Source organism: Rhodopseudomonas palustris (assembly GCF_003226555.1).
Classification (GTDB): domain Bacteria; phylum Pseudomonadota; class Alphaproteobacteria; order Rhizobiales; family Xanthobacteraceae; genus Rhodopseudomonas; species Rhodopseudomonas palustris_I.
Window position 1 is genome coordinate 1,107,652 of record NZ_QKQS01000023.1, and the last position, 19,607, is coordinate 1,127,258.

The 19,607-nt window shown below is 64.2% G+C and carries 18 protein-coding genes and 1 tRNA gene; 8 read left to right on the forward strand and 11 right to left on the reverse strand.

Translation table 11 applies throughout. The features are described from left to right. Positions 1 to 43: 43 nt before the first annotated feature. Positions 44 to 1,096: an acyltransferase family protein gene (locus DNX69_RS17645; RefSeq protein ID WP_110787228.1), complete on the forward strand. Its 1,053-nt coding sequence runs from the start codon at positions 44 to 46 to the stop codon at positions 1,094 to 1,096. 113 nt (positions 1,097 to 1,209) lie between these two features. Here DNX69_RS17645 and DNX69_RS17650 read toward each other — a convergent pair whose 3' ends face one another. Then, on the reverse strand, positions 1,210 to 2,769 hold the full coding sequence (locus DNX69_RS17650; protein WP_110787229.1) for an acetyl-CoA hydrolase/transferase family protein: 1,560 nt from the start codon (positions 2,767 to 2,769) through the stop codon (positions 1,210 to 1,212). 753 nt (positions 2,770 to 3,522) lie between these two features. After that, positions 3,523 to 4,971 (reverse strand): porin, encoded by a 1,449-nt coding sequence (locus DNX69_RS17655; RefSeq protein WP_110787230.1) that lies wholly within the window; start codon positions 4,969 to 4,971, stop codon positions 3,523 to 3,525. 616 nt (positions 4,972 to 5,587) lie between these two features. Here DNX69_RS17655 and DNX69_RS17660 point away from each other — a divergent pair. Further along, positions 5,588 to 6,100 (forward strand): MarR family winged helix-turn-helix transcriptional regulator, encoded by a 513-nt coding sequence (locus DNX69_RS17660; RefSeq protein ID WP_110787686.1) that lies wholly within the window; start codon positions 5,588 to 5,590, stop codon positions 6,098 to 6,100. Here the strand turns inward: DNX69_RS17660 and DNX69_RS17665 are convergent. Further along, positions 6,095 to 7,213: an alpha/beta hydrolase gene (locus DNX69_RS17665; RefSeq protein WP_110787231.1), complete on the reverse strand. Its 1,119-nt coding sequence runs from the start codon at positions 7,211 to 7,213 to the stop codon at positions 6,095 to 6,097. The genes DNX69_RS17660 and DNX69_RS17665 overlap by 6 nt on opposite strands. Before the next feature lie 200 nt (positions 7,214 to 7,413). Then, positions 7,414 to 7,498, reverse strand: a tRNA-Leu gene (locus DNX69_RS17670). Between the two features lie 170 nt (positions 7,499 to 7,668). On the opposite strand from DNX69_RS17670, the gene DNX69_RS17675 reads away from it, so the two are divergent. After that, positions 7,669 to 8,214 carry a disulfide bond formation protein B gene (locus DNX69_RS17675; protein WP_110787687.1) on the forward strand — a complete coding sequence of 182 codons (546 nt, stop codon included), beginning with the start codon at positions 7,669 to 7,671 and terminating at the stop codon, positions 8,212 to 8,214. A 3-nt stretch (positions 8,215 to 8,217) separates the two neighbouring features. On the opposite strand, the gene DNX69_RS17680 is transcribed toward DNX69_RS17675, so the two are convergent. Continuing rightward, the gene (locus DNX69_RS17680; protein ID WP_110787232.1) at positions 8,218 to 9,270 is read right to left on the reverse strand and encodes an AbrB family transcriptional regulator; all 1,053 of its coding nucleotides are present in this window, start codon (positions 9,268 to 9,270) and stop codon (positions 8,218 to 8,220) included. Positions 9,271 to 9,462: 192 nt separating this feature from the next. Between DNX69_RS17680 and DNX69_RS17685 the strand changes: the two genes are divergently transcribed. The 4 genes from DNX69_RS17685 to DNX69_RS17700 all read left to right on the forward strand — a co-directional run bounded on the left by DNX69_RS17685 (position 9,463) and on the right by DNX69_RS17700 (position 11,808). Then, the gene (locus DNX69_RS17685) at positions 9,463 to 9,987 is read left to right on the forward strand and encodes a hypothetical protein (RefSeq protein WP_110787233.1); all 525 of its coding nucleotides are present in this window, start codon (positions 9,463 to 9,465) and stop codon (positions 9,985 to 9,987) included. Positions 9,988 to 10,144: 157 nt separating this feature from the next. Next, the gene (locus DNX69_RS17690; protein WP_110787234.1) at positions 10,145 to 10,528 is read left to right on the forward strand and encodes a CidA/LrgA family protein; all 384 of its coding nucleotides are present in this window, start codon (positions 10,145 to 10,147) and stop codon (positions 10,526 to 10,528) included. Beyond that, positions 10,525 to 11,247, forward strand: coding sequence for an LrgB family protein (locus tag DNX69_RS17695; protein ID WP_011156113.1), 723 nt, complete (start codon positions 10,525 to 10,527; stop codon positions 11,245 to 11,247). The genes DNX69_RS17690 and DNX69_RS17695 overlap by 4 nt, the downstream gene beginning before the upstream one ends. A gap of 96 nt (positions 11,248 to 11,343) precedes the next feature. Beyond that, positions 11,344 to 11,808 carry a hypothetical protein gene (locus DNX69_RS17700; RefSeq protein WP_110787688.1) on the forward strand — a complete coding sequence of 155 codons (465 nt, stop codon included), beginning with the start codon at positions 11,344 to 11,346 and terminating at the stop codon, positions 11,806 to 11,808. A 3-nt stretch (positions 11,809 to 11,811) separates the two neighbouring features. On the opposite strand, the gene DNX69_RS17705 is transcribed toward DNX69_RS17700, so the two are convergent. Both DNX69_RS17705 and DNX69_RS17710 read right to left on the reverse strand, forming a co-directional pair. Then, complete coding sequence (locus DNX69_RS17705; protein WP_110787235.1) at positions 11,812 to 12,888, reverse strand: phospholipase; 1,077 nt, start codon at positions 12,886 to 12,888, stop codon at positions 11,812 to 11,814. A gap of 173 nt (positions 12,889 to 13,061) precedes the next feature. After that, positions 13,062 to 14,756, reverse strand: coding sequence for a methyl-accepting chemotaxis protein (locus tag DNX69_RS17710; RefSeq protein ID WP_110787236.1), 1,695 nt, complete (start codon positions 14,754 to 14,756; stop codon positions 13,062 to 13,064). Between the two features lie 381 nt (positions 14,757 to 15,137). Here DNX69_RS17710 and DNX69_RS17715 point away from each other — a divergent pair, with 381 nt between their 5' ends. After that, positions 15,138 to 16,283 carry an AI-2E family transporter gene (locus tag DNX69_RS17715; protein ID WP_110787237.1) on the forward strand — a complete coding sequence of 382 codons (1,146 nt, stop codon included), beginning with the start codon at positions 15,138 to 15,140 and terminating at the stop codon, positions 16,281 to 16,283. Here DNX69_RS17715 and DNX69_RS17720 read toward each other — a convergent pair. The 4 genes from DNX69_RS17720 to DNX69_RS17735 form a co-directional block, all read right to left on the reverse strand. Continuing rightward, on the reverse strand, positions 16,280 to 16,942 hold the full coding sequence (locus tag DNX69_RS17720; RefSeq protein ID WP_110787238.1) for a ChrR family anti-sigma-E factor: 663 nt from the start codon (positions 16,940 to 16,942) through the stop codon (positions 16,280 to 16,282). The two genes, DNX69_RS17715 and DNX69_RS17720, sit on opposite strands and share 4 nt — an antisense overlap. Then, positions 16,939 to 17,526 carry a sigma-70 family RNA polymerase sigma factor gene (locus tag DNX69_RS17725; protein ID WP_110787239.1) on the reverse strand — a complete coding sequence of 196 codons (588 nt, stop codon included), beginning with the start codon at positions 17,524 to 17,526 and terminating at the stop codon, positions 16,939 to 16,941. Before DNX69_RS17725 ends, DNX69_RS17720 begins: the two co-directional genes overlap by 4 nt. Before the next feature lie 591 nt (positions 17,527 to 18,117). Beyond that, complete coding sequence (locus tag DNX69_RS17730; RefSeq protein ID WP_110787240.1) at positions 18,118 to 18,726, reverse strand: class I SAM-dependent methyltransferase; 609 nt, start codon at positions 18,724 to 18,726, stop codon at positions 18,118 to 18,120. Then, positions 18,723 to 19,607, reverse strand: coding sequence for a LysR family transcriptional regulator (locus DNX69_RS17735; RefSeq protein ID WP_110787241.1), 885 nt, complete (start codon positions 19,605 to 19,607; stop codon positions 18,723 to 18,725). The genes DNX69_RS17730 and DNX69_RS17735 overlap by 4 nt, the downstream gene beginning before the upstream one ends.

Below are 19,607 nucleotides of genomic sequence, written 5' to 3' on the forward strand. Positions count from 1 at the left end.
TCGCACCGAAGATGCATCCGAGCCGCATCGGACGGGAACAACCATGACTGCGAACGGCACACTGGCTCCGCGCATGCACGGCGGCCGGGTCGATTGGGTGGACTACGCCAAGGGCATCTGCATCATCATGGTGGTGATGATGCACTCGGTGCTCGGGGTCGAGGCTGCGGCCGGCCAGACCAGCTTCATGCATTATGTGGTCGAGTTCGCCCGCCCGTTCCGGATGCCGGACTTCTTCCTGATCTCCGGCCTGTTCCTCGCAGTGGTGATCGATCGCGGTTGGCGAACCTATCTCGACCGCAAGGTCGTCCACTTCGCCTACTTCTACGTGCTGTGGGTGACGATCCAGTTCGCCTTCAAGGCGCCGAGCTTCGCTGCCGAGATGGGCTGGGCCGGGGTCGCCAAGCTGTACGCGCTGTCGTTCATCGATCCGTTCGGTACGCTGTGGTTCATCTATCTGCTGCCGATCTTCTTCGTCGTCACCAAGCTGACGCGGCGGTTGCCGCCACTGCTGATCTGGGCCGTGGCGGCGCTGCTGGAATCGCTTCACCTCGCCACCGGCTGGATGGTGCCCGACGAATTCTGCGCACGGTTCTTCTATTTCTATACCGGCTATCTGTTTGCCCGGCAGGTGTTCGCGATGTCCGATGCGGCACGCGCGCGGCCAGTGCTGGCGCTGCTCGGCCTCGCAGTGTGGGCGGTGGTCAATGCCGTGCTGATCCATATCGGGGCCGCTGACTTGCCGTTGGTTTCGCTGCTGCTCGGGCTTGCGGGTGCCTGCGCCATCATCACCGTCGGCACCTTGCTGGCGGAGCGGCGCTGGCTCGACGGCTTGCGGTTCTGCGGCGAGCATTCGATCGTGATCTATCTCGCGTTCTTCCTGCCGATGGCGATCAGTCGGACGCTGTTGCTGAAATATGCCGCGTTCCTGGATCTCGGCGTGATCGCGATCATCGTCAACATCGCCGGCGTCGTCGGCGCGCTGATCATCTGGAAGCTGGCGATGAAAAGCGGCGCGACCTTCCTGTTCGAACGCCCTGACGCGTTCTGGATCGCCCCGCGCAAGAAGGCCGCCGGATTGCAGCCGGCTGAATAATCAAGTTCGCATCTCGTCATTGCGAGGAGCGCAGCGACGAAGCAATCCAGCTCGGTGCACGGAGCCCTGGATTGCTTCGCTCGCAATGACGTCGAGAGGGACGTTGCCGGTCCCTACCGCCAGGCGTCGGCCTGCACCACGGCGTCGTCGCGCCAAGCCTCGCGCGCGGCTTTGTTGGCCATCCAGTTCGGCAGGAAGGTCAGCGCTTCGTCGAGAATATGCGGGGTGTGCAGGCCCGGGGAATATTCGAGCGCGCGCTTGAAGTATTCCTTCAGCGCCGGCCGAAACGTCGGATGCGCGCAGTTCTCGATGATCACCTTGGCGCGCTGCTTCGGCGACAGGCCGCGCAGGTCGGCGAGGCCCTGCTCGGTGACGATCACCTGGACGTCGTGCTCGGTGTGGTCGACATGCGACGTCATCGGTACGATGCAGGAGATCTTGCCGCCCTTGGCGGCTGACGGCGTCATGAAGAACGACAGATAGCTGTTGCGGGCGAAGTCGCCCGAGCCGCCGATGCCATTCATGATGCTGGTACCCATCACATGGGTCGAATTGACGTTGCCGTAGATGTCGGCCTCGATCATGCCGTTCATCGCGATCACGCCGAGCCTACGGATCACCTCCGGATGGTTGGAGATCTCCTGCTGCCGCAGCACGATGCGCTCGCGATAAAAGTCGAGATTGCGCAGGAATTCGTCGTAGCCTTCCGGAGACAGCGACAGTGCGGTGGCCGAGGCGTGGCTCAGCTTGCCCTTGCGGAGCAGGTGCAGCATGCCGTCCTGCAGCACCTCGGTGTAGGCGGTGAGATTGTCGAACGGGCCATCTTCCAGCCCGCTCATCACCGCATTAGCGACGTTGCCGACGCCAGATTGCAGCGGCAGCAGGTTGTGCGGAAGGCGGCCTTTCTTCACCTCGTGGCCGAGGAAATCGAGGATGTGGCCGGCAATCGCCTGCGAGGTTTCGTCCGGAGGCGAGAACGCCGAGTTGCGGTCGGGCAGGTTGGTCTCGACGATCGCGACGACCTTGGCGGGGTCGCAGCGCAGATACTGCTCTCCGATGCGGTCGCCGGAGGCGACAATCGGGATCGGTTTGCGGTTCGGCGGCAATTGCGTGCCGTAATACACGTCGTGCATGCCTTCGAGGCGGATGTCCTGCCAGGCGTTGACTTCCAGAATCACCTTGTCGGCGAGATCGAGCCAGGTCTTGTTGTTGCCGATCGATGACGATGGAATCAGGCTGCCGTCCTCGCGGATGCCCGCGACTTCGACTACCGCGATGTCGAGCTTGCCGAGGAAGCCGAACCAGGCGTGCTGGGCGACGTGCGACAGATGGATGTCGATGTACTCCATCCGTCCGGCATTGATGCGCTTGCGGCAGGTTGGGTCGGATTGATACGGCAGCCGCATTTCGATGCCGTCGACCTTGGCGAGTGCGCCGTCGAGCTCGGGCGCCGTCGAGGCGCCGGTCCAGACGCTGACCTTGAACTTCTGTCCGCGGGCGTGATGCGCGTTGATTCGCTCGGCGAGCGCCAGCGGCAGCAGCTTGGGATAGCCCGCGCCGGTGAAGCCGCTCATGCCGACATGCGCGCCGGATGGAATCTGCGCGGCAGCATCGGCTGCGGTCATGACCTTGGATCTGAGTTGCGGAGCAAGGATGCGGTCGGCGTTGACCATCAACGGCTCTTTCTTGCTAGGAGCGGCGGGAAAACGAAATGATTCGTCTACCGGCTGGGCCAAAAAGAGCCATGCAACCAATGGCGAAGGAGCCATGCGATCGGCATTCCCGTCGCCGCCGTGCGGGCCGCCAGGGCGGTCTCAGGTTCTTCAGCCTGTCCGCAGGCCGTTGATTTTGTGCTCAAAATTTACCGCTCGGCGGAAGGCGCTTGAGCTGCCGGAGCGATCGCGTCCAAAGCGGGCGCGGCATGTCGTAGCTGCAGGGCTGTCCCGCGCCCGCCGGGCGAGCACAGGAGCTCTTGCCTTGGAGCGCTGATTCAGATCGCGACGGTCACCCGACTGGCGGTCCAGAAAGCGAAAACCTCCGGCAGGGCATTGCCGGAGGTTTCCTGGAGGTTCTCATGAAGGAAACTGAAATTGCTTCCTGCTCGTTCGACGGACACCGATCTCCGATGGCCTTGATCAGAAGTATATGGTCATTTTTCATGACCACAACAGCTAATTTACTCAATTATTGGAGTTCTTCTCGGCGGTCGTTCGAGCCGGTCAGCTGTCTCTCGTATTGCGGCGGTGACAAGCTTGGAATGTGCGGTGCCGAAGGTTTCTGACGCGATTCTATCCTGATGTCCGAAACGTTCTACGGAGCGTTCATTGATCGGGCTACCAACCGGCGGACGCCATGGATCGTTTCAACGAAAAACCCCGGCGGTTGCCCGCCGGGGTTCATCAGATAATCGCTTTGAGCAGCGAGGATCAGAAGTTGCGCTGAACGCGGAGGTTGCCGCTCCAGACGCCCTGGTCCTTGAACTCGTAGGCGGCGGCCGGCTTGGTGGCCGCAGCGGTGAGCGGCAGGACGCCCGACGAGGCCTGATCGAGATAGGTGTACATCACTTCGCCCGACAGGGTCAGACCCTTGACCGGGGTCCAGCGGGTGACGGTACCGATCTGAGAGATCGCGAAGTCCGGGTTGCAGGTGAAGCCGGCGACATTGGCGCCCAGACCGCTGCAGATCAGAGCAGTCGCGGTGCCGTTGTAGTCGAGCTTGGTGTACGACCCGAACAGCGAGGTCGACCAGTAGGGGTTCCAGTTGTGGTTGAATGCACCACGGACGCCCCAGGCGCCGGTCTTCTCGATGCCGGTGCCGGTCAGGTTGTTCGCGCCGGCGAACACGCCGTCAGCCGCAACGCCGAACGCGACGCTCTGATAGGTGCCGGGGATCGAGTTGTTGCCGTAGATCGCGAACGAGTTCGGGCTCACGCCGCCCAGCACGTAACGGGTCGCGCCGTTCGAGTAAGTGGCGGTCAAGTTGATGCTGTCGCCGGGGCCGGTCGGCAGGTTCTTGAGCGAGATCGCGCCCTGAACCGCATAGCCCCAGGTGTCGCTCGGATGACCGGAGGTCTCGTTCGCGGTGTTGTAGTAGCTGGCGCGAACCTGGTGCGCGGCAGCCGACACCTGGAATAGACCCCAGGCCTGATCGACGCGGATCTTGCCGACGATGTCGGGGACCGACGTGCCGGCGTAGGAGTTGGTGCCGTAGGCCAGGAAGGTCGAAGCGCCGGAGGTGTTATACAGTGCAGACTGCAGGTACGACGTCTGGTCTTCCAGCGAGATCGAGGCCGATACGCCGTTGCCGAACTCCGCGGTGTACGACACCTGGTTGATGCCGGTGACGTCGTCGTAGCCGCCGATCAGGAACGAGGTGTTGTTGCCCGGATAGCCGGTCCAGGGCGTGTCGAACTGCGACACGGCCTTACCGAAGGTGAAGCCGGCGAACTGGATGAAGGCGTAGTAGACACCGAGCGTACCGCCGGCGATGCCGTCGCCCGAGGTCCAGTTGAAGGTCGCATCGAAGAAGGTCCGAACCACGCCGTATTCGGTCGCGGTGCGGGTGTCGATGTTGATGTCCTGACGGGACCGGAAGATGTAGTCGTTGGCGAGACGGTTCTTCTGGCCGGCGTTGCCGTTCCAGGCCGGCATGTCGTAGGCCGCGCCACCCGCGAGCGTGACGTCGGCGCGCAGATAGCCGCCGAGCTTGATGCAGGTGTCGGTGCCCGGGATGTAATAGAAGCCGGCGCCGTAGATCGAGCAGACCTTCACGTATTCGACGGCCTTCGCCTTCAACGGAAGATCAGCGGCCTGGGCACTGCCGACGGCGATTACCGCCGCGGCTGTTCCCAGCGCCAGTTGCTTGATGATGTTCATTGCAACCCTCCAAGGTCAACTAAGTGGATGGAGCCGGTTCCTGCGGGAGAAGCCCGAGGTGGCCCTGTGACTCGAAGTTCGCCGGCGCATACGCGCGGCACACCTCTCAACGGGACGACTATGTTGCCCCACCCCGTCTGTTCCGGATCATGGTTGATTTCATCACGTTAGCAAATTCATTTATCTACTCAGTAATCTGATTGGAGAGTTGCGTTGCATTTGTGCAACAAAGCTCTGGCGCTGCACAATTCCTAACGCAGCCTGGCCGTCGCGTGTTGCTGCTGGATCAAGCTTGATCCGCCGGTTCGCCGCGCGAGGTGCGAGGCCAGTGATGCGCCCCGACCACACGTCCCGCACCGGTTTGGTGCGGGGCGCTTGCGCCACGCCAAATGCATCCTCAAGTTATGCAACGGCAGGCGGCCATGATGCAGCCATCCGGGCAGAATTGCGATGGCAAACCGTCTATAGAGTCCCGTCGATGACGGTCGCTGCTCGCGCACGTTACGTTCGTCGGGAAGAGATATGGTCAGTTGAAGAATTTGTGTACACTAGAAACCTAATCGAGCGCTGAGCTATGCACGAGCGGCAGGCCTCGTGCGGGATGACGTGCCGGACAATGCAGACGAAGACCAAAGCTGAGGCTCGTGCGTCGCGCGCCTCGACGATCGACCCCGACATCGCCCGGCGCTTCGCCACTGCGGTGGCGAGTGTGGCTGTGTTCCTCGATGAGATTCGTCAGTTCCGGGCCAAGTCGTTGGGGATCAGTGGGCCGCAATTCGCGTTGCTGATGGCCGTGATGGATCTCGAGCAAGGTGAAGGCGTGTCGATTCGCCATGTCGCCAAGGCGGTCCATGTCGATCCGTCATTCATCACCACGCAGTCCAAGCTGCTGGAGAAGAAGGGCCTGATTCGGCGTCAGGTCGACAGCCACGACGCGCGCGTGGTGAAGCTGTCTCTCTCCGACAAGGCCTACAAGCAGATCGCCGGACTTGCGAGCGAAGAACGTGCGCTCAACAGCTTCATCTTTGAAGAGATCGGCAGCGAGGCTCTCGAGCAGCTGACGTCACAGCTCGGCGAGCTGCAGAACCGGCTGGAAAAGGCCACCGTCAAGCTCGCCAGCGGCCTATAGGCGCCTCTCTACTCCATCGCTGCCGGCCGCCTCGATGTCGTCGAGCTTCAGACGCTGGCTGAGCCAGTCGAACACGAAGTCGGCCACCAAAACCAGATCATAGCCGTCTGCCGTCCATGGCGCATTGCTGGTCTCGCCGAACACCTTGAGCAGGATCTCACGGTTACCGGGATAATGTTGGTCCAGAAGATGCCGGGCGTGGCCTGGTTCGATGCCATCGCCGGCTCTGAGCGGCACCAGCAGCGGGCAAGTCACGGCGGGGGGGCGGGTGCAACCCGGCATCATGCCCAGCGCCGCGCCGGACGCGTCGGTCTGTCGGCTCGCCCATAGATCCCACAGCCCGCCATCACAGACGGCGGCAGCGACGCGGCCATCGAGAGCGATGCCGCGGGTGACGAGCGAAGACGGGCTGCCGTCTCCGATCACGGCGATTCGGGTCCTATCGATCCCGCGGCAGTCGATCAGATAATCGAGAATCGCGGTGATTGCGGTCGCCGGGCCTGATCTTGCTGCCGCCGCATCGTCGGGCAGGTCTACACACAGTAACGACATTCCGCGCTGCCGTGCGGAGCGCAGAACCAGCGATAGGATTTCTTCCTTGGTGCGCCGGGTTTCGGCGATACACACCACGACCGGAGCCGCGTCAGCGCCAAGTGATCCGACCGGCAGGAAGAAGCCTTCGAGCGATCGCCCCTCGAGCCACGGAATTGCGACAGTCTCTCCTTGGGGCCTCAAGTTCTCCAGATAATGCCGCAGACAGTTTCCCGCCAAAGCTCCCAGAGCCGGGTCTGCACTTTCGGGGTTGCTTCCGATCGCCGCGGCCATGAAGTAGTTCGCCGCATGCAGCCAGGCTTTCTGCGCCGCCGCTCCGTTGCCGGCGCGCACAAAGTCTTCTGCACGCCGCAGATGCGTTCTGGCGAGTTCTTCCCAGGCTTGCCGCCAGCCCGGCCCGTTGTTGGACCGGATCAGTTGCGCGGCTGTGAGGCATTCATAGAAGCTAACGCCATCATTCTTCGCGACGCACAGTAATCTGCGGAATTCGTCACTGTACTCGTCGTGACCGAGCAGTCCACGAAAGTCCAAATGATCCTGAATGCCGTTGTCGAATCGCAAGACGGCGAACCCCTCCCGATTTCCTCGATCGACTTCTTAAATTTACTTAGTTGACCGGATAAACGAATTGCGCGCGGCTGTCACTCGCGAAGCCGTCCGCGAAGGCGATCATCGATGCTGCACTGCAGGAATCGGTGTCTATTCCGCCAAGACGCGTGCCTGGGGCGAGGGCGTTGACCGCCCGGCTTGGTCCACAAAATTGGTGCCCCTGGCCGGGATCGAACCAGCACTCCTTGCGGAACTCGATTTTGAGTCGAGCGCGTCTACCAGTTCCGCCACAGGGGCCCCCGAGACCGGATCAGATCCTGGCCGCGAAGCGCGCGGACTATAGCGGCCCGGGAATCGGGGTCAACCCGACAACCCAAGGCGTTGCTGGAACACTGTGGTTTGATCCAAGGCTGTCTCGACAGCGGATCGGCGCCGCGTTACGACGCCGGCGCATTTTGGAGACCGCCGTGACCGCTGACCTTCTCGACACTCGCGGGGCTGCCGTTCGGCCTGCCGATTCGGCCCGAATTGCCGGGCGAGTCGCCCTCACCGTTGCGGTCGTCGCCGTGGCGGCTCTCGGGTTGGCATGGTTCTCCCAGCTCGTGCTGGAGCTCGCGCCGTGCAAGCTCTGCCTGGAGCAGCGCTACGCCTATTACCTCGATATTCCGCTTGGTCTGCTGGTTGCCTTTGCGGCCTGGCGCCGCGCGCCGGTGTGGCTGCTCGCCGTCGGGTTGGCGGTGCTTGGCCTGATGGCGCTCGGCAATGCTGGACTCGCAGCCTATCACGCTGGCGTTGAATGGCATTTCTGGGCCGGCCCGTCGGATTGTTCGGGGCCGATTCTGGACCTCAGCAAGGCCGGTGGCCTGCTCGCCGAGCTCGACAAGGTGAAGGTAGTGCGCTGCGACGAGGTGCAGTGGCGTTTTCTTGGCCTGTCTTTCGCGGGGTACAATGTACTGATGTCGCTTGCGCTGGCCGCCTTTTGCGGATGGGGGCTCGCGCGGCTGCGGCGGTGATGCTCAATCGTCGAGATCGTCCGGGCTCTTGCCGAACAGATGCACGATGCCGGGTGTGACGATCGACACATAGATGAAGCGCGACAGATGGTGCGCGCCGACGAACACCGGATCGATGTGCAGAGTCAGCGCCAGCGCCATCATGGCGTCCATGGCGCCGGGTGAAAACGCCACCACCAGATCGTTGAGTCTGACCGGGGTGGTCAGCATGATCGCCACCACGAACACCGCCGAGATTGCGATCGCCACCGCAAACGAGCCAAGCGCCGCCCCGATATAGCTGAGGATGGTGCGAGGCTTGATCGCGCCGAATCGTGACCCGATCAGCGTTCCGATCCCGACCAGTGCCGCCAGATACGCCCATTGCGGCAACGTCCCCTCGACCCAGCCGGCGCCGTGCAATACCGACGAGCCGAGCATCGCGCCGAACATCCAGCTCGCCGGGAAGTTCACCAGCCGCAGCAGCATGGCGACACCGACCGCCACCGCAATCAGGATCGCCAGCACCAGCGGCGTCGCCTCGGGGCCCCGCGACGGCAGCGCCCCGTGGCCCGCCATGCCGATCAGCGCCAGCAGCATCGGCACGGCGCTCGTGAGGATGATCACACGCATGACTTGCACGACGGCAATCCCCGGCACGTCGGCTTTGCGCTCGGTGGCCAGCATGATGATCTGCGACAGCGCGCCGGGACTGCCGGCGAGCAATGCCGAGGTACGATCCCATCCGTGAACGCGCTGCAGATAGATGCTGCTGCCGAGGGTGGCGCAGAACGTCGCTACCGCAAGCAGCCCGATCGTTACGGGGTAGGAGCCGAGGTTGTGCACCATGGTGGGCGACACCACGGAGCCGAGCGAGACGCCGAGCGCCATCAGCACGATGTGCGACAGCGGCGGCGGAAGGCCCATCTTGCGTCCGGCAAGTCCGGCAATGCCGACCGCGATCATCGCTCCAGTGATCAGTCCGCCGGGGAGTTGTGCCCAATAGAACAATGCGCCGCCGGCGGAGCCGATCGCGATTGTTTCGACCACTTGCAGAGTCTTCGACCGCAACGTCATGGCGGCCAGCGCTGGATTTCGAGGCACGGGGCCTTATTGCAAATCGTTCTCCTTTGAGCAATCGCGTCCGGCGCGCGCGGCCATGCCGGCGGCGCGGGCGCCTTCTCCCGCGCCACTGGTAATCGGTTCGCAATTGTCAGTTGCATGCTGCGAGATAGAATATCTACGGGTGGCATCTCAGGGAGAGGGACGATGAGAGTTTTCAAACACGAGACCGGCGCGGCGCTACTGACCGCCGCAGCGCTGCTGGCGTGGTCGGCTGCGACGCCGGCGCAGGCGCTGACCGCGCAGGAGTGCAGTGCGAAGTACCAAGCCGCCAAGACCGACGGCAGCTTGAACGGGCAGGGCTGGAACGACTTCCGCAAGGAGCATTGCGGTGCGGCGGCGACCGGCGACAGCAAGGCGGCAGAAGCCAAGCCGGCGGAGGCTAAGCCTGAGGCCAAATCCGAAGCCAAGCCCGAAGTTAAGTCGGACGCCAAGCCCGAGCGCAAGTCCAAGGCGAAGAGCGCCGCTGCGCCGACCGTGCCGCAGGGGCCTGCGGTGTATCCGACTGCAATCGACGCCAAATTTGCCCAGGAAAAGCCGACGCTGGCGCGGCTGCATACGTGCGCGCAGCAATGGAAGGCCAATAAGGCCGCCAACACCACCGGTGGCCTGCGTTGGATTCAGAAGGGCGGCGGCTATTGGAGCGAGTGCAACAAGCGCCTGAAGGGCTGATGACGGCCTCACCGGGCCACTAGCCTCACGGTCGTGCCAAGGCCCGGGACGGTGATGGCGACGGGATACGGCGCATGGCAGCCGTCCTGCTGCTGCGATTGACAGGTTTCGGCGGAGCCCGCATCGGTGCGCGCGATTTTCCGCGTAGGGGAGCCTGATGATTGCCAGTCTCGGCCTGATCCTGCTGTGTCAGCTCGCCGGCGAAGTGATCGCCCGCGGGCTCGGCCTGCCGCTGCCGAGCCCGGTGCTGGGCTTGATGCTGCTGTTCGGTCTGCTGCTCGCGCGCGACTACATCAAGCCGCTGGCGCGCGGACCGCTCGCCAGCGGCGGTGTTGAGGAGGCGTCTAGGGGGATGCTGGCGCATTTGTCGCTGCTGTTCGTTCCAGCGGGCGTGGGCGTGATCCAGCAGCTCGACATGATCACCGCCCACGGTATTGCGATCATGCTGGTGCTGGCCGGGTCGGTGCTGATCACGCTGGTGGTCACGGTGGTGACATTCGTGGTGGTGGCGCGGCTACTGGCGATGTGGGTGCCGCGATGAACGCCAACCCGTTCTCGCTATGGGTGTATCTGTCGCAGACGCCGCTGCTGTGGCTGACCGTGACGCTGCTGGTCTACGCCGCGACCGATGCGGTATCGCAGGCCACCGGGCGCAACCCGCTGGTCAATCCCGTTCTGCACGCCATGTGGATCATCGGCGTGTTCCTGTGGGCGACCGGCACCTCCTACACCACCTATTTCAGCGGCGCCCAGTTCGTGCACTTCCTGCTCGGCCCGGCCACCGTGGCGCTGGCGGTACCCCTGTATGAGAACCGCAAGTTGGTATTGGCAGCCATCCTGCCGATGGCCCTGGCTCTCGTGGTGGGCTGTGTCACCGCCATCGTCTCGGTGGTCTGGTTGGCGCAGCTTGCCGGGCTGCCGGAGACCGTGGTGCTGTCGCTGGCGCCGAAATCGGTGACGGCGGGCGTCGCGATGGGCATCAGCGAGTCGCTGCACGCCGATCCGTCGCTGACCGCGGTGGCGGTAATCCTGACCGGCATTCTCGGTGCCATCGTTGTGTCGCCGCTGATGAACCGGCTCGGGATTCGCGATTACCGGGCACGCGGCTTCGCCGTCGGCCTGGCCTCGCACGGCATCGGCACCGCGCGGGCGTTCCAGGTTGACGCCATTGCGGGCGTGTTCGCCGGCATCGCGATGAGTCTGAACGCGCTGATCACCGCGCTCCTGGTGCCGGTCCTGGTGACTCTGCTGGTACGCTGAGCTCGGCGCCGCGGCCGTCGCTGCAGTGTGATTTGCGGTGACCACAACCGCCGCGTTACGCTGCCAGACGTGATCAGTTCGCCGAGGATGTCGCTGATGTCGGAAGCCTCTGTGCTGAATGCCGCGCACCCGGCGGCCCCGCCGCTGCGATGGTCGGTGCCGCGCCCGGTTCTGGCGATTGCGGCCGCGCTGATCGCGGCTGCGGCGGCGGTACTCACCGCGCCAGATGCGGCCACCGCCGCGCTTGCTCAGCGTGATACCGAGCTGGTGTTGCTGCTGCGCTTTATGGCCGGCGTGAAGGCGGTACTGGCGTTCGCCGCGCTCGGCGCCGTGGTGTGGCGGCTCGGCTATCCGGCGGCGCCTTTGCTGAGTGCCGCTTACGTGCTGGCGCCTGCCCTGATGGTCGCGGCACCGCTGCTGATCTGGCAGATCGCCCCGACCGCGCTCGGCGCCGGGCTGTTTCATGGCGGCTTGGCGCTGCTGCTGCTCGCTTTGTTCGCTGATCGCGGACAAGCATCGGAATTGGTCCGGCGCACACTGTTGGTGCGGCACTCGGCCTGATCGCTACGCCGCCGGCCCCTTCAGCCAATCCAAGAGCGCCACGTTGGCCTCGCGCGGATAGCTGTGGCTGAGGTCGGCGATTTCGCGGTAGCTGACGTCGGCACCGGCCGAAACCAGCGCCTCGTGTGCCTGCCGCGCCACCTCCACCGGGAACATCCAGTCGTGGCGCCCATGCACGATCTGAATCGGCAGGCCGCGCAGCCGAGCGGCGTCGGCCGCGCCGGCGAGCAACGGATGAAAGCTCGCGGCGATCGGCGCCAGATGAGTGAACGGCGAGTCGGTGGTGAGGCCGGAGACATAGCAGAAGGTGCCGCCATCGCTGAGGCCGGTGAGCAGCAGGCGCGACGAATCGATCCGCCAATGCCCACGCACCTCGTCGAGGATGCGCACCAGATTTGGCGAATCGACGTCCTCCCCCATCAGCGCCCAGGTTCGCCCGGTCGCGGTCGGCGCCACCACGATGGCGCCACGGCTGCGGGCGTCGCGCAGCCAGCTCCATAGGAACAGCCGACCATGGCCGCTGCCGCCGTGCAACGCCACGACCAGCGGCCACTCCCGGTCCGGGTCGTAATATTCCGGCACGTAGAGCGAATAGCCGCCGCGGCTGCCGGGCTCGTTGAAGCGGTGAAACACGCCGCTGTCCGGGTGCTTTGGTCCCGTCAGCCGCGCCAGCAGCGTCTCGTCCTGCTGGCTGGCCGGATCGAGAAAGAAGCTCGACACGGGCGGCAGCGTTGCCGCCAGGGGATACAATACTTCCAGCGCCTGTGGCAGATTCTTCAGAGCGCGGAATACGTGGCCGAGATCGCCCTCGCCGGCGTCGACCGCCCGCAGGGCCGCAAACCCGGCGAGGGCCTGGTCACCCGCGCTCTGCAGCGGGCCGCGTAGATGCGCGAACGTTTCCGGCCAAACAGCGAGCCGGGGCAACTCGGCGCGCAGCGCGTCCTCTGGCTTGCCGACGAGCTGCATCAGGTCGCCGAATTCCGGCGGATGCAGATAGCGCGCGACGAAGCCGAGCGATTCGAGGCTCTGCAGCAGCGGCGGCAGCAGCGCCACGATATCATCCACCACAGCTTCGCTCATCGCTTCACCTCCCGATCGCACAGCAGCGGCGGCGACGAACGGCGACGACCTGGCTGCAAGGCGCCGAGAGTGTCAGGCGTCAGCGTCGATGCAACCGCAAATCTCTCAGGAGAAAGAAAAACGCCGCGCGACTGTAGTCGCGCGGCGCAGATCAATTCGGCAAATGGCCTTGTTCAGGCCGCCCGCACGGTTTCCAGGAACCGGGCGACTTCGTCTCTCAGCCGGCTGCTGTCTTCCGACAGCGATTTCGCAGCCGACAGAACCTGCCCCGAAGCGGTGCCGGTCTCGGTCGCGCCGCGCTGCACATCGGTGATGTTGGAGGACACCTGCTGGGTCCCCTGCGCGGCCTGCTGGACGTTGCGCGAGATCTCCTGCGTCGCTGCGCCTTGCTCTTCGACCGCAGACGCAATGGTGGAGGCGATCTCCGACATCCGTCCGATGGTCATGCCGATCTCCCTGATCGCCGACACCGACTGATCGGTCGCGGTCTGAATGCCGGCGATCTGCTGACCGATCTCGCCGGTGGCCTTGGCGGTCTGCTCGGCGAGCGCTTTGACCTCCGCGGCGACCACCGCGAAGCCGCGACCGGCGTCGCCGGCGCGGGCGGCCTCGATGGTGGCGTTGAGCGCCAGCAGGTTGGTCTGCCCGGCAATGGTGTTGATCAGCTCCACCACGTCTCCGATCCGGGCCGCAGCGGTCGACAGCATGCCGACGCTGTCGTTGGTCTTGCGGGCCTGGTCGACCGCATCATTGGCGATCCGCGCCGATTCCTGGACCTGACGGCTGATCTCGGAGATCGAGGACGACATTTCCTCGGTCGCCGACGCGACAGACTGCACATTGGCCGAGGCTTGTTCGGAAGCCGCCGCCACTGCGGTGGTGAGCTCTTCGGCGTGGCCGGCGGTTGCAGTCAGCGTTCCGGCGGATGCCTCGAGTTCGGTCGACGCCGACGACACCGTCTCGACGATCTGGCCGATTGCGGCTTCGAACTGGCGGGTGGCGGAGTCGACACGCTGGCCGCGCGCGATCTTCGCCTCGGCTTCACGTGCCGCGGCTTCGTCGGCGGCCTTCTTGGCGATCAGCGCTTCTTTGAAAACCTGCAGCGAATCCGCCATCGCGCCGATCTCGGTGCTGACACCCCGATAAGGTACATCGGCCGAGAGATCACCCTGACCCAGCGCCTGCATCGGCTTGATGATCGAGCCGATGCCGGATGTGATGTCGCGGATCACCATCACGCTGGCGATGACGCCGACTGTGATCGCCAGGCCGAGGATCGTCATCACGATGAAGAACGCCGAACTGTAGGTCGCAGCCGCCGCCGAGCTGGCGTCGCTAGCACCCTTGTTGTTCAACGTGATGTCCTTCTGCATCACAGCATCCATCTGATTCGCGAGCGGATTTAAAGTTCCCGACAGCAGGTTCACGCCCTCGATCGAAATCTGGCCATTGTGGCTCTTACGTGAAAAATCGAGCAGCTTCGGCGCCGCGGCTCTGTATTTGTCCCAGAGATCGACCCAATCCTGATAGATTTGTTTCTCTTCGGACGACGAAATCAGCAGCTCATAGGCTTTCTGCTCGGTCTTGATCTTTTCCTCGATGGTCGCGATCTGCTTCTCCAGCTTGGACATCGCCTCGTCGCTGGTTTCCAGCAGGTGATCGCGAAGTCTCATCCGGTAGTAAAGAACGCTCGACCGCATTTCGCCCAGAAGCGTCACCGTCGGCAACCAGTTGGTAGTGATCTCTACCGTGTTGGCGTTCATCGAACTTAGTTTGAGCAAGCTGACCGCGCCGAGCCCGGACAGAGCAATCAGCAGCATTGCGACGAGCGACGTGATTTTGGTTCGGATCGAGATTTTTGACAGCATGGCCTGATTTCCAATTGCCCCAAGGCTTGATGATCTCTGCACGCAAGCGGCTGCCCCCGGCCGCCCAACATCGGCGGCTGTGGCGTTCGACCGATGTCGTCGCGTGGGAAGAAGCTTTGGATGGCTGTGCTTGTTGTAACGTTAATTTGGAACCCCGTATCACTACGGGCGTGATTGCGAGGGACGCTTCCGCCGCCAAACCGTCCTCCAAGCTAGACCATGGATACGCCAAGCAGGCCGGGTCGGCGCTAACGGACGTGAGCCGGAGGCGCAGGTCGCGCGAACCGGTGCTTTTACTTGCCGCGCCAGTTGTGTAAGTCAGCCGGAGCCAAAAGCAGTCTCGACCGTTATGCGAAACGACGTCGTGAAGGGATGCGGTGAATGCGCGCCTCGGAGAACAGCTTCTTCATTCTGCTGCTGATCGGGGCGACCGTCCTGTTCTGCTGGATTCTGTGGCCGCTTTACGGTGCGGTCCTGTGGGGCATGGTGATCGCGATTCTGTTTGCGCCCTTGAACCGTGGTCTCAATCACGCCTTCGGCTTCCGACGCAATCTTGCCGCGCTGACGTCGGTCACGATCATCGTGCTGATGGTGCTGCTGCCGCTGTCGTTGCTCGGCGCGGCTTTGGCGCGGGAAGGGGCTGCGACCTACACCAAGATCGAATCCGGCAACCTCGACCTGCTCAATACGTTGCGGGAGTTGTTGGCTGCCCGGCCGGACTGGATCGGCGATCTGCTCAGCCGATTCGGCGTCGGCAATCTGTCCGATCTGCAGCAGCGGCTGTCGGCGGTGCTGCTGCGCGGCAGCCAGTATATTGCAGGGCAGGCGCTCGACATCGGCCAAAGCACCTTCGACTTCACCGTCAATCTGTTCGTGATGGTGTATCTGCTGTTCTTCCTGCTGCGCGACGGCGATCTGTTGGCGGGGCGAATCCGCCGCGCGATGCCGCTGGGGGTCGATCACCAGAGCCGGCTGCTCGACAAATTCACCGTGGTGATCCGTGCCACCGTGAAGGGCAACATGTTGATTGCCCTGATTCAAGGCGCCCTCGGCGGACTCGCCTTCTATGTGCTCGGCATCAGTGGCGCGCTGATGTGGGCGGTGGTGATGGCGTTTATGTCGCTGCTGCCCGCGGTTGGAGCCGGCATCGTCTGGTTGCCGATGGCGTTGTATCTGATCGCCACGGGCTCGCTTTGGCACGGCATTGGTCTGATCGTCTGGGGCTCGCTGGTGATCGGCATGGTCGACAATTTCCTCCGCCCGATCCTGGTCGGCAAGGATACGCGAATGCCGGACTACGTGGTGCTGATCTCCACCCTTGGCGGTCTCGAAGTGTTCGGCCTGAACGGCTTTGTGATCGGGCCGGTGATCGCCGCGATGTTCATTGCCACCTGGGACATCTATTCGTCCTCACGCCAGGACGCTGGCGACACGCCGCCGATCGGTGCCAGCGCCGGCCCGGTCGAGGCAGTGCCGGCGACGACCAGCGCGATCCGTAGCGATCGCGGCACGACGCCTGTCGCCTAAATCCCGAACCAGGGCTGCAGCAGCCGGGCGAACCGGCTCTTGAACCGCAACGGCGCGTCGGTGACGGCAAGGCAGATGCAGTCCTCGCCCGGGCCGGCCTGCGGCTGGTGTTCGGTGCGCTCGTCGGTCTCGGCGACGTCGCCGCGCCGCATCACGGTGTCACCGTCGTATAGCGATCCGTGCAGCACCAGCGTCAGTTCGCGCCCGGAATGACCGTGCTCCAGCACCCGCGTGCCGGCCTCGAACCGCAGCATCCGGGCGCGCGGGCCGCAGCCCGGGATGTCGATGGTGATCTGCTGCACGCGCGGCACCAGCCGGGTCCAGCGCAAACCGGCCAAATCCTTGCCGAGATAGCTGCGCAACGGTTCGGGGATCACGATATCGGAGCGTGGCCGCAGCGCTGTTGCGGGCGTGGCCGAGGGAGTTTCCGGCTCGGCCTGGGTCCGCGCCAGCACGCTCTGCCACAAGTCCGGAGTTACCTCTGCGGCGGGCAGTGCGTCGAGCATTTCGCCGCCGAGCGCATCGGCGGTCGCCGCGCGCGCACGGCAATGCGGGCACAGCGCCAAATGCGTGGCGACCAGCAGGCTCGAAGCTTCGTCCAGCGCGCCGGCGGCGTAGCTCAGCAGCAGATCGTCGCCGATGTGGTGCCGCACCGTCATCGCGGCTCTCCGGCGGGCGCATCGAGCGCCGCCCGCAGCTTGCCGAAGGCGAGCCGGATCCGCGACTTCACGGTGCCGACCGGCAGGCCAAGCTGCTCGGCGATCTCGCTGTGCGATTGGTTTTCGTAGAACGACAGCATCAAAACACTCTTCTCGTTGAACGACAGCGTCTCCATCACGTCGCGCACGCGCTGCTCGGCTTCGGTGCGCTCCAGCCGGCGGTCAGGCGGCTCCTCCTCGTCGGGCACGAATGCCGGATCGTTGGGATCGAAGCCCGGGCGTTTCGCCTGGCGCAGCCGGTCGATGCTGAGATTGCGTGCGATGGTGAAGATCCAGGTCGACGCCGAGGCTCTCGCCGGGTCGAACTGCGCGGCGCTGCGCCAGACCGACACCATCGTCTCCTGGGTGATCTCTTCGGCCAGTGCCGGATCGCCGCCGCGCCGCGCGAAGTACGATTTCAGGCGCGGTGCGAAGTGGCGAAACAGCGTCTCGAAGGCGGCGCGGTCCTGCGCGGCCGCGATGCGGACGATGCAGTCCGCCATCTCCGCCGATGGCGGGCGTGGACCGTCGCGCAATTGATCCATGACGACCGCTCCGTTGCCGGGCGCGCACCGATCCGCAAGACCGCCATGAGGTGCACGCTCTGAACCCTGCAGCCTAACGCGGGACGCGGCGATGCGGAGCGCGCCATGTGTCGCGCTCACATGCGCGCGAGTAGTAATCAGGTAGTCGCGCGCGAAGGCCGAATCTGGTGTGCGGAGAATCATGAGCAGCGAGAGCGTGGTCGGATCGATTGCATTTGCTCTGATACGAATCGGCTGATCGTTTGGATCACCGCCATCCCGACAAAAATCGCATGCGGCGCCCGAGCGCATCAGGCCGGCGCGGCTCACGCGGCTGTGATGGTGAGGCGGTGATCCGCCGGAGCCGCCGCTTCGTAAACAGCGTGCTAACAGCCAACGGGAGGTTTGATGATGTCGATGTTTCGGAAACTGAACGGCATGGAAGCTGCTGTGATCGGTGGCGCGCTCCTGATGACGCTCGCTCCGCTGGTGCCGTACGCGATGCTCGGCTGATCTTCGGCGAAGCAAGCTGACAGTTCGAGCGAACCCGGCCGTTTCTGGTGGGCCTGCCGGCAATGCCCGCAGGCCCACCGCGGGGGTCGTTCTCGGCAATCAGTGTCCGCGCCGAAACGTCGCAAACTGAAAGCGCTGCTCGGCGCCCCAAGGCGTTGCATGAATCTCGCGGCGACTGTCGATCATTTCGAATTCCGAGCCGAACTCACGTTGCAGGCCGTCGGTATCGTAGCGCATGACCGGCAGGCCGCTGCAACGCTCCGGACCATCGGACGCGAAGGTGCCGATGATCGCATAGCCACCCGGTGCCACCGCACGCGTGAGTCGCTCGCGATATGATAAGCGACCCGAATCAGCGGTGAGAAAATGAAATGCGGCGCGGTCGTGCCACAGCGCGTAAGATCGTTTCGGCTGCCACTCGGTGATGTCTGCCACGATCCAATCGACTGTCGCGGCGCGTTCGCCGAGACGTTTCCGGGTCGCCGTGAGCGCTGCCTCTGACAGGTCGAGCACCGTCAGGTCGCGGTGGCCGCGGTCGAACAGGTGATCCACCAGACGCGACGCGCCGCCGCCGACATCGATGATCGCCGCCTCTGGCGCCAGTCCCAGAACTGCGATCAGCTCCAGCGAGATCGTCGGCGTATCCTGAAACCAGGATACGTCCTGCTCGCTTTTGGTGGCATAAACGGTCTGCCAGTGATCGGTCATCTGCCCTCCTTGCCGGCGAGTGTCTGGACCAGGACGATGAACTGACGCGCCAACGGGTTGTTGTCACCGGTCGTCAGCGCGTAGACGTCGGCGGAGATCGGCGATCCGGCGATCGGCCGATACACCAGATCCTGATGCGCCAGCCTGCTGACGAATTCCGGGATGATGGCGATGCCGAGCCCTGCGGCGACCAGGCTCGTCAGCGACGTCGATTCGACCGCCTGGTGGGTGACGCGCGGCGCGTAGCCTGCCTCGAAGCAACACTGCCACAAATATTTCGCGAACTGCGAGTCCTCCAGCCGCAGAAACACGAAACTCTCGTCCCGGAGATCCGCCAGCGTCACTTTCCTGGCCGATAGCGGATGACCTTTCGGCAGCACCAGCCGGACCGATTCCCGCCACGCCAGTTCGCTGGTGATCTCGGCGTCCTGCGGCGGGCAGCGCAGGAAGCTCACGTCGGTCTGGCCGGATTTCAGCGCCGTCACTTGCCGGTCGGGCGACATCTCGTGGATGCGGAGATCGACGTTCGGATAGTTGAGCGCAAACTGCTGGATCGCTCGCCCGAGCGGGCCGGTCAGCACTGATCCGGTCAGCCCGACATTGAGAATGCCGGCGGTGCCGGCGCCGATCGAGCGGGCGCGCTGCACGGCGGTTTCGGCCCGCTCCAGAATGGCCAATGCCTGCTTCAGAAAGTCTTCGCCGGCCCGGGTCAAGGCGACGCGGCGGGTGGTCCGCTCGAACAACGGAGTGCCGATCTCGGCCTCCAGGTCCCTGATCTGCTGACTGAGCGGCGGCTGCGCCACCCCGAGGCTGTCGGCGGCGGCGGTGAAGTTCAGGTGCCGCGCCACGGCGGCGAAATAGCGGAGATGGCGGATTTCCAT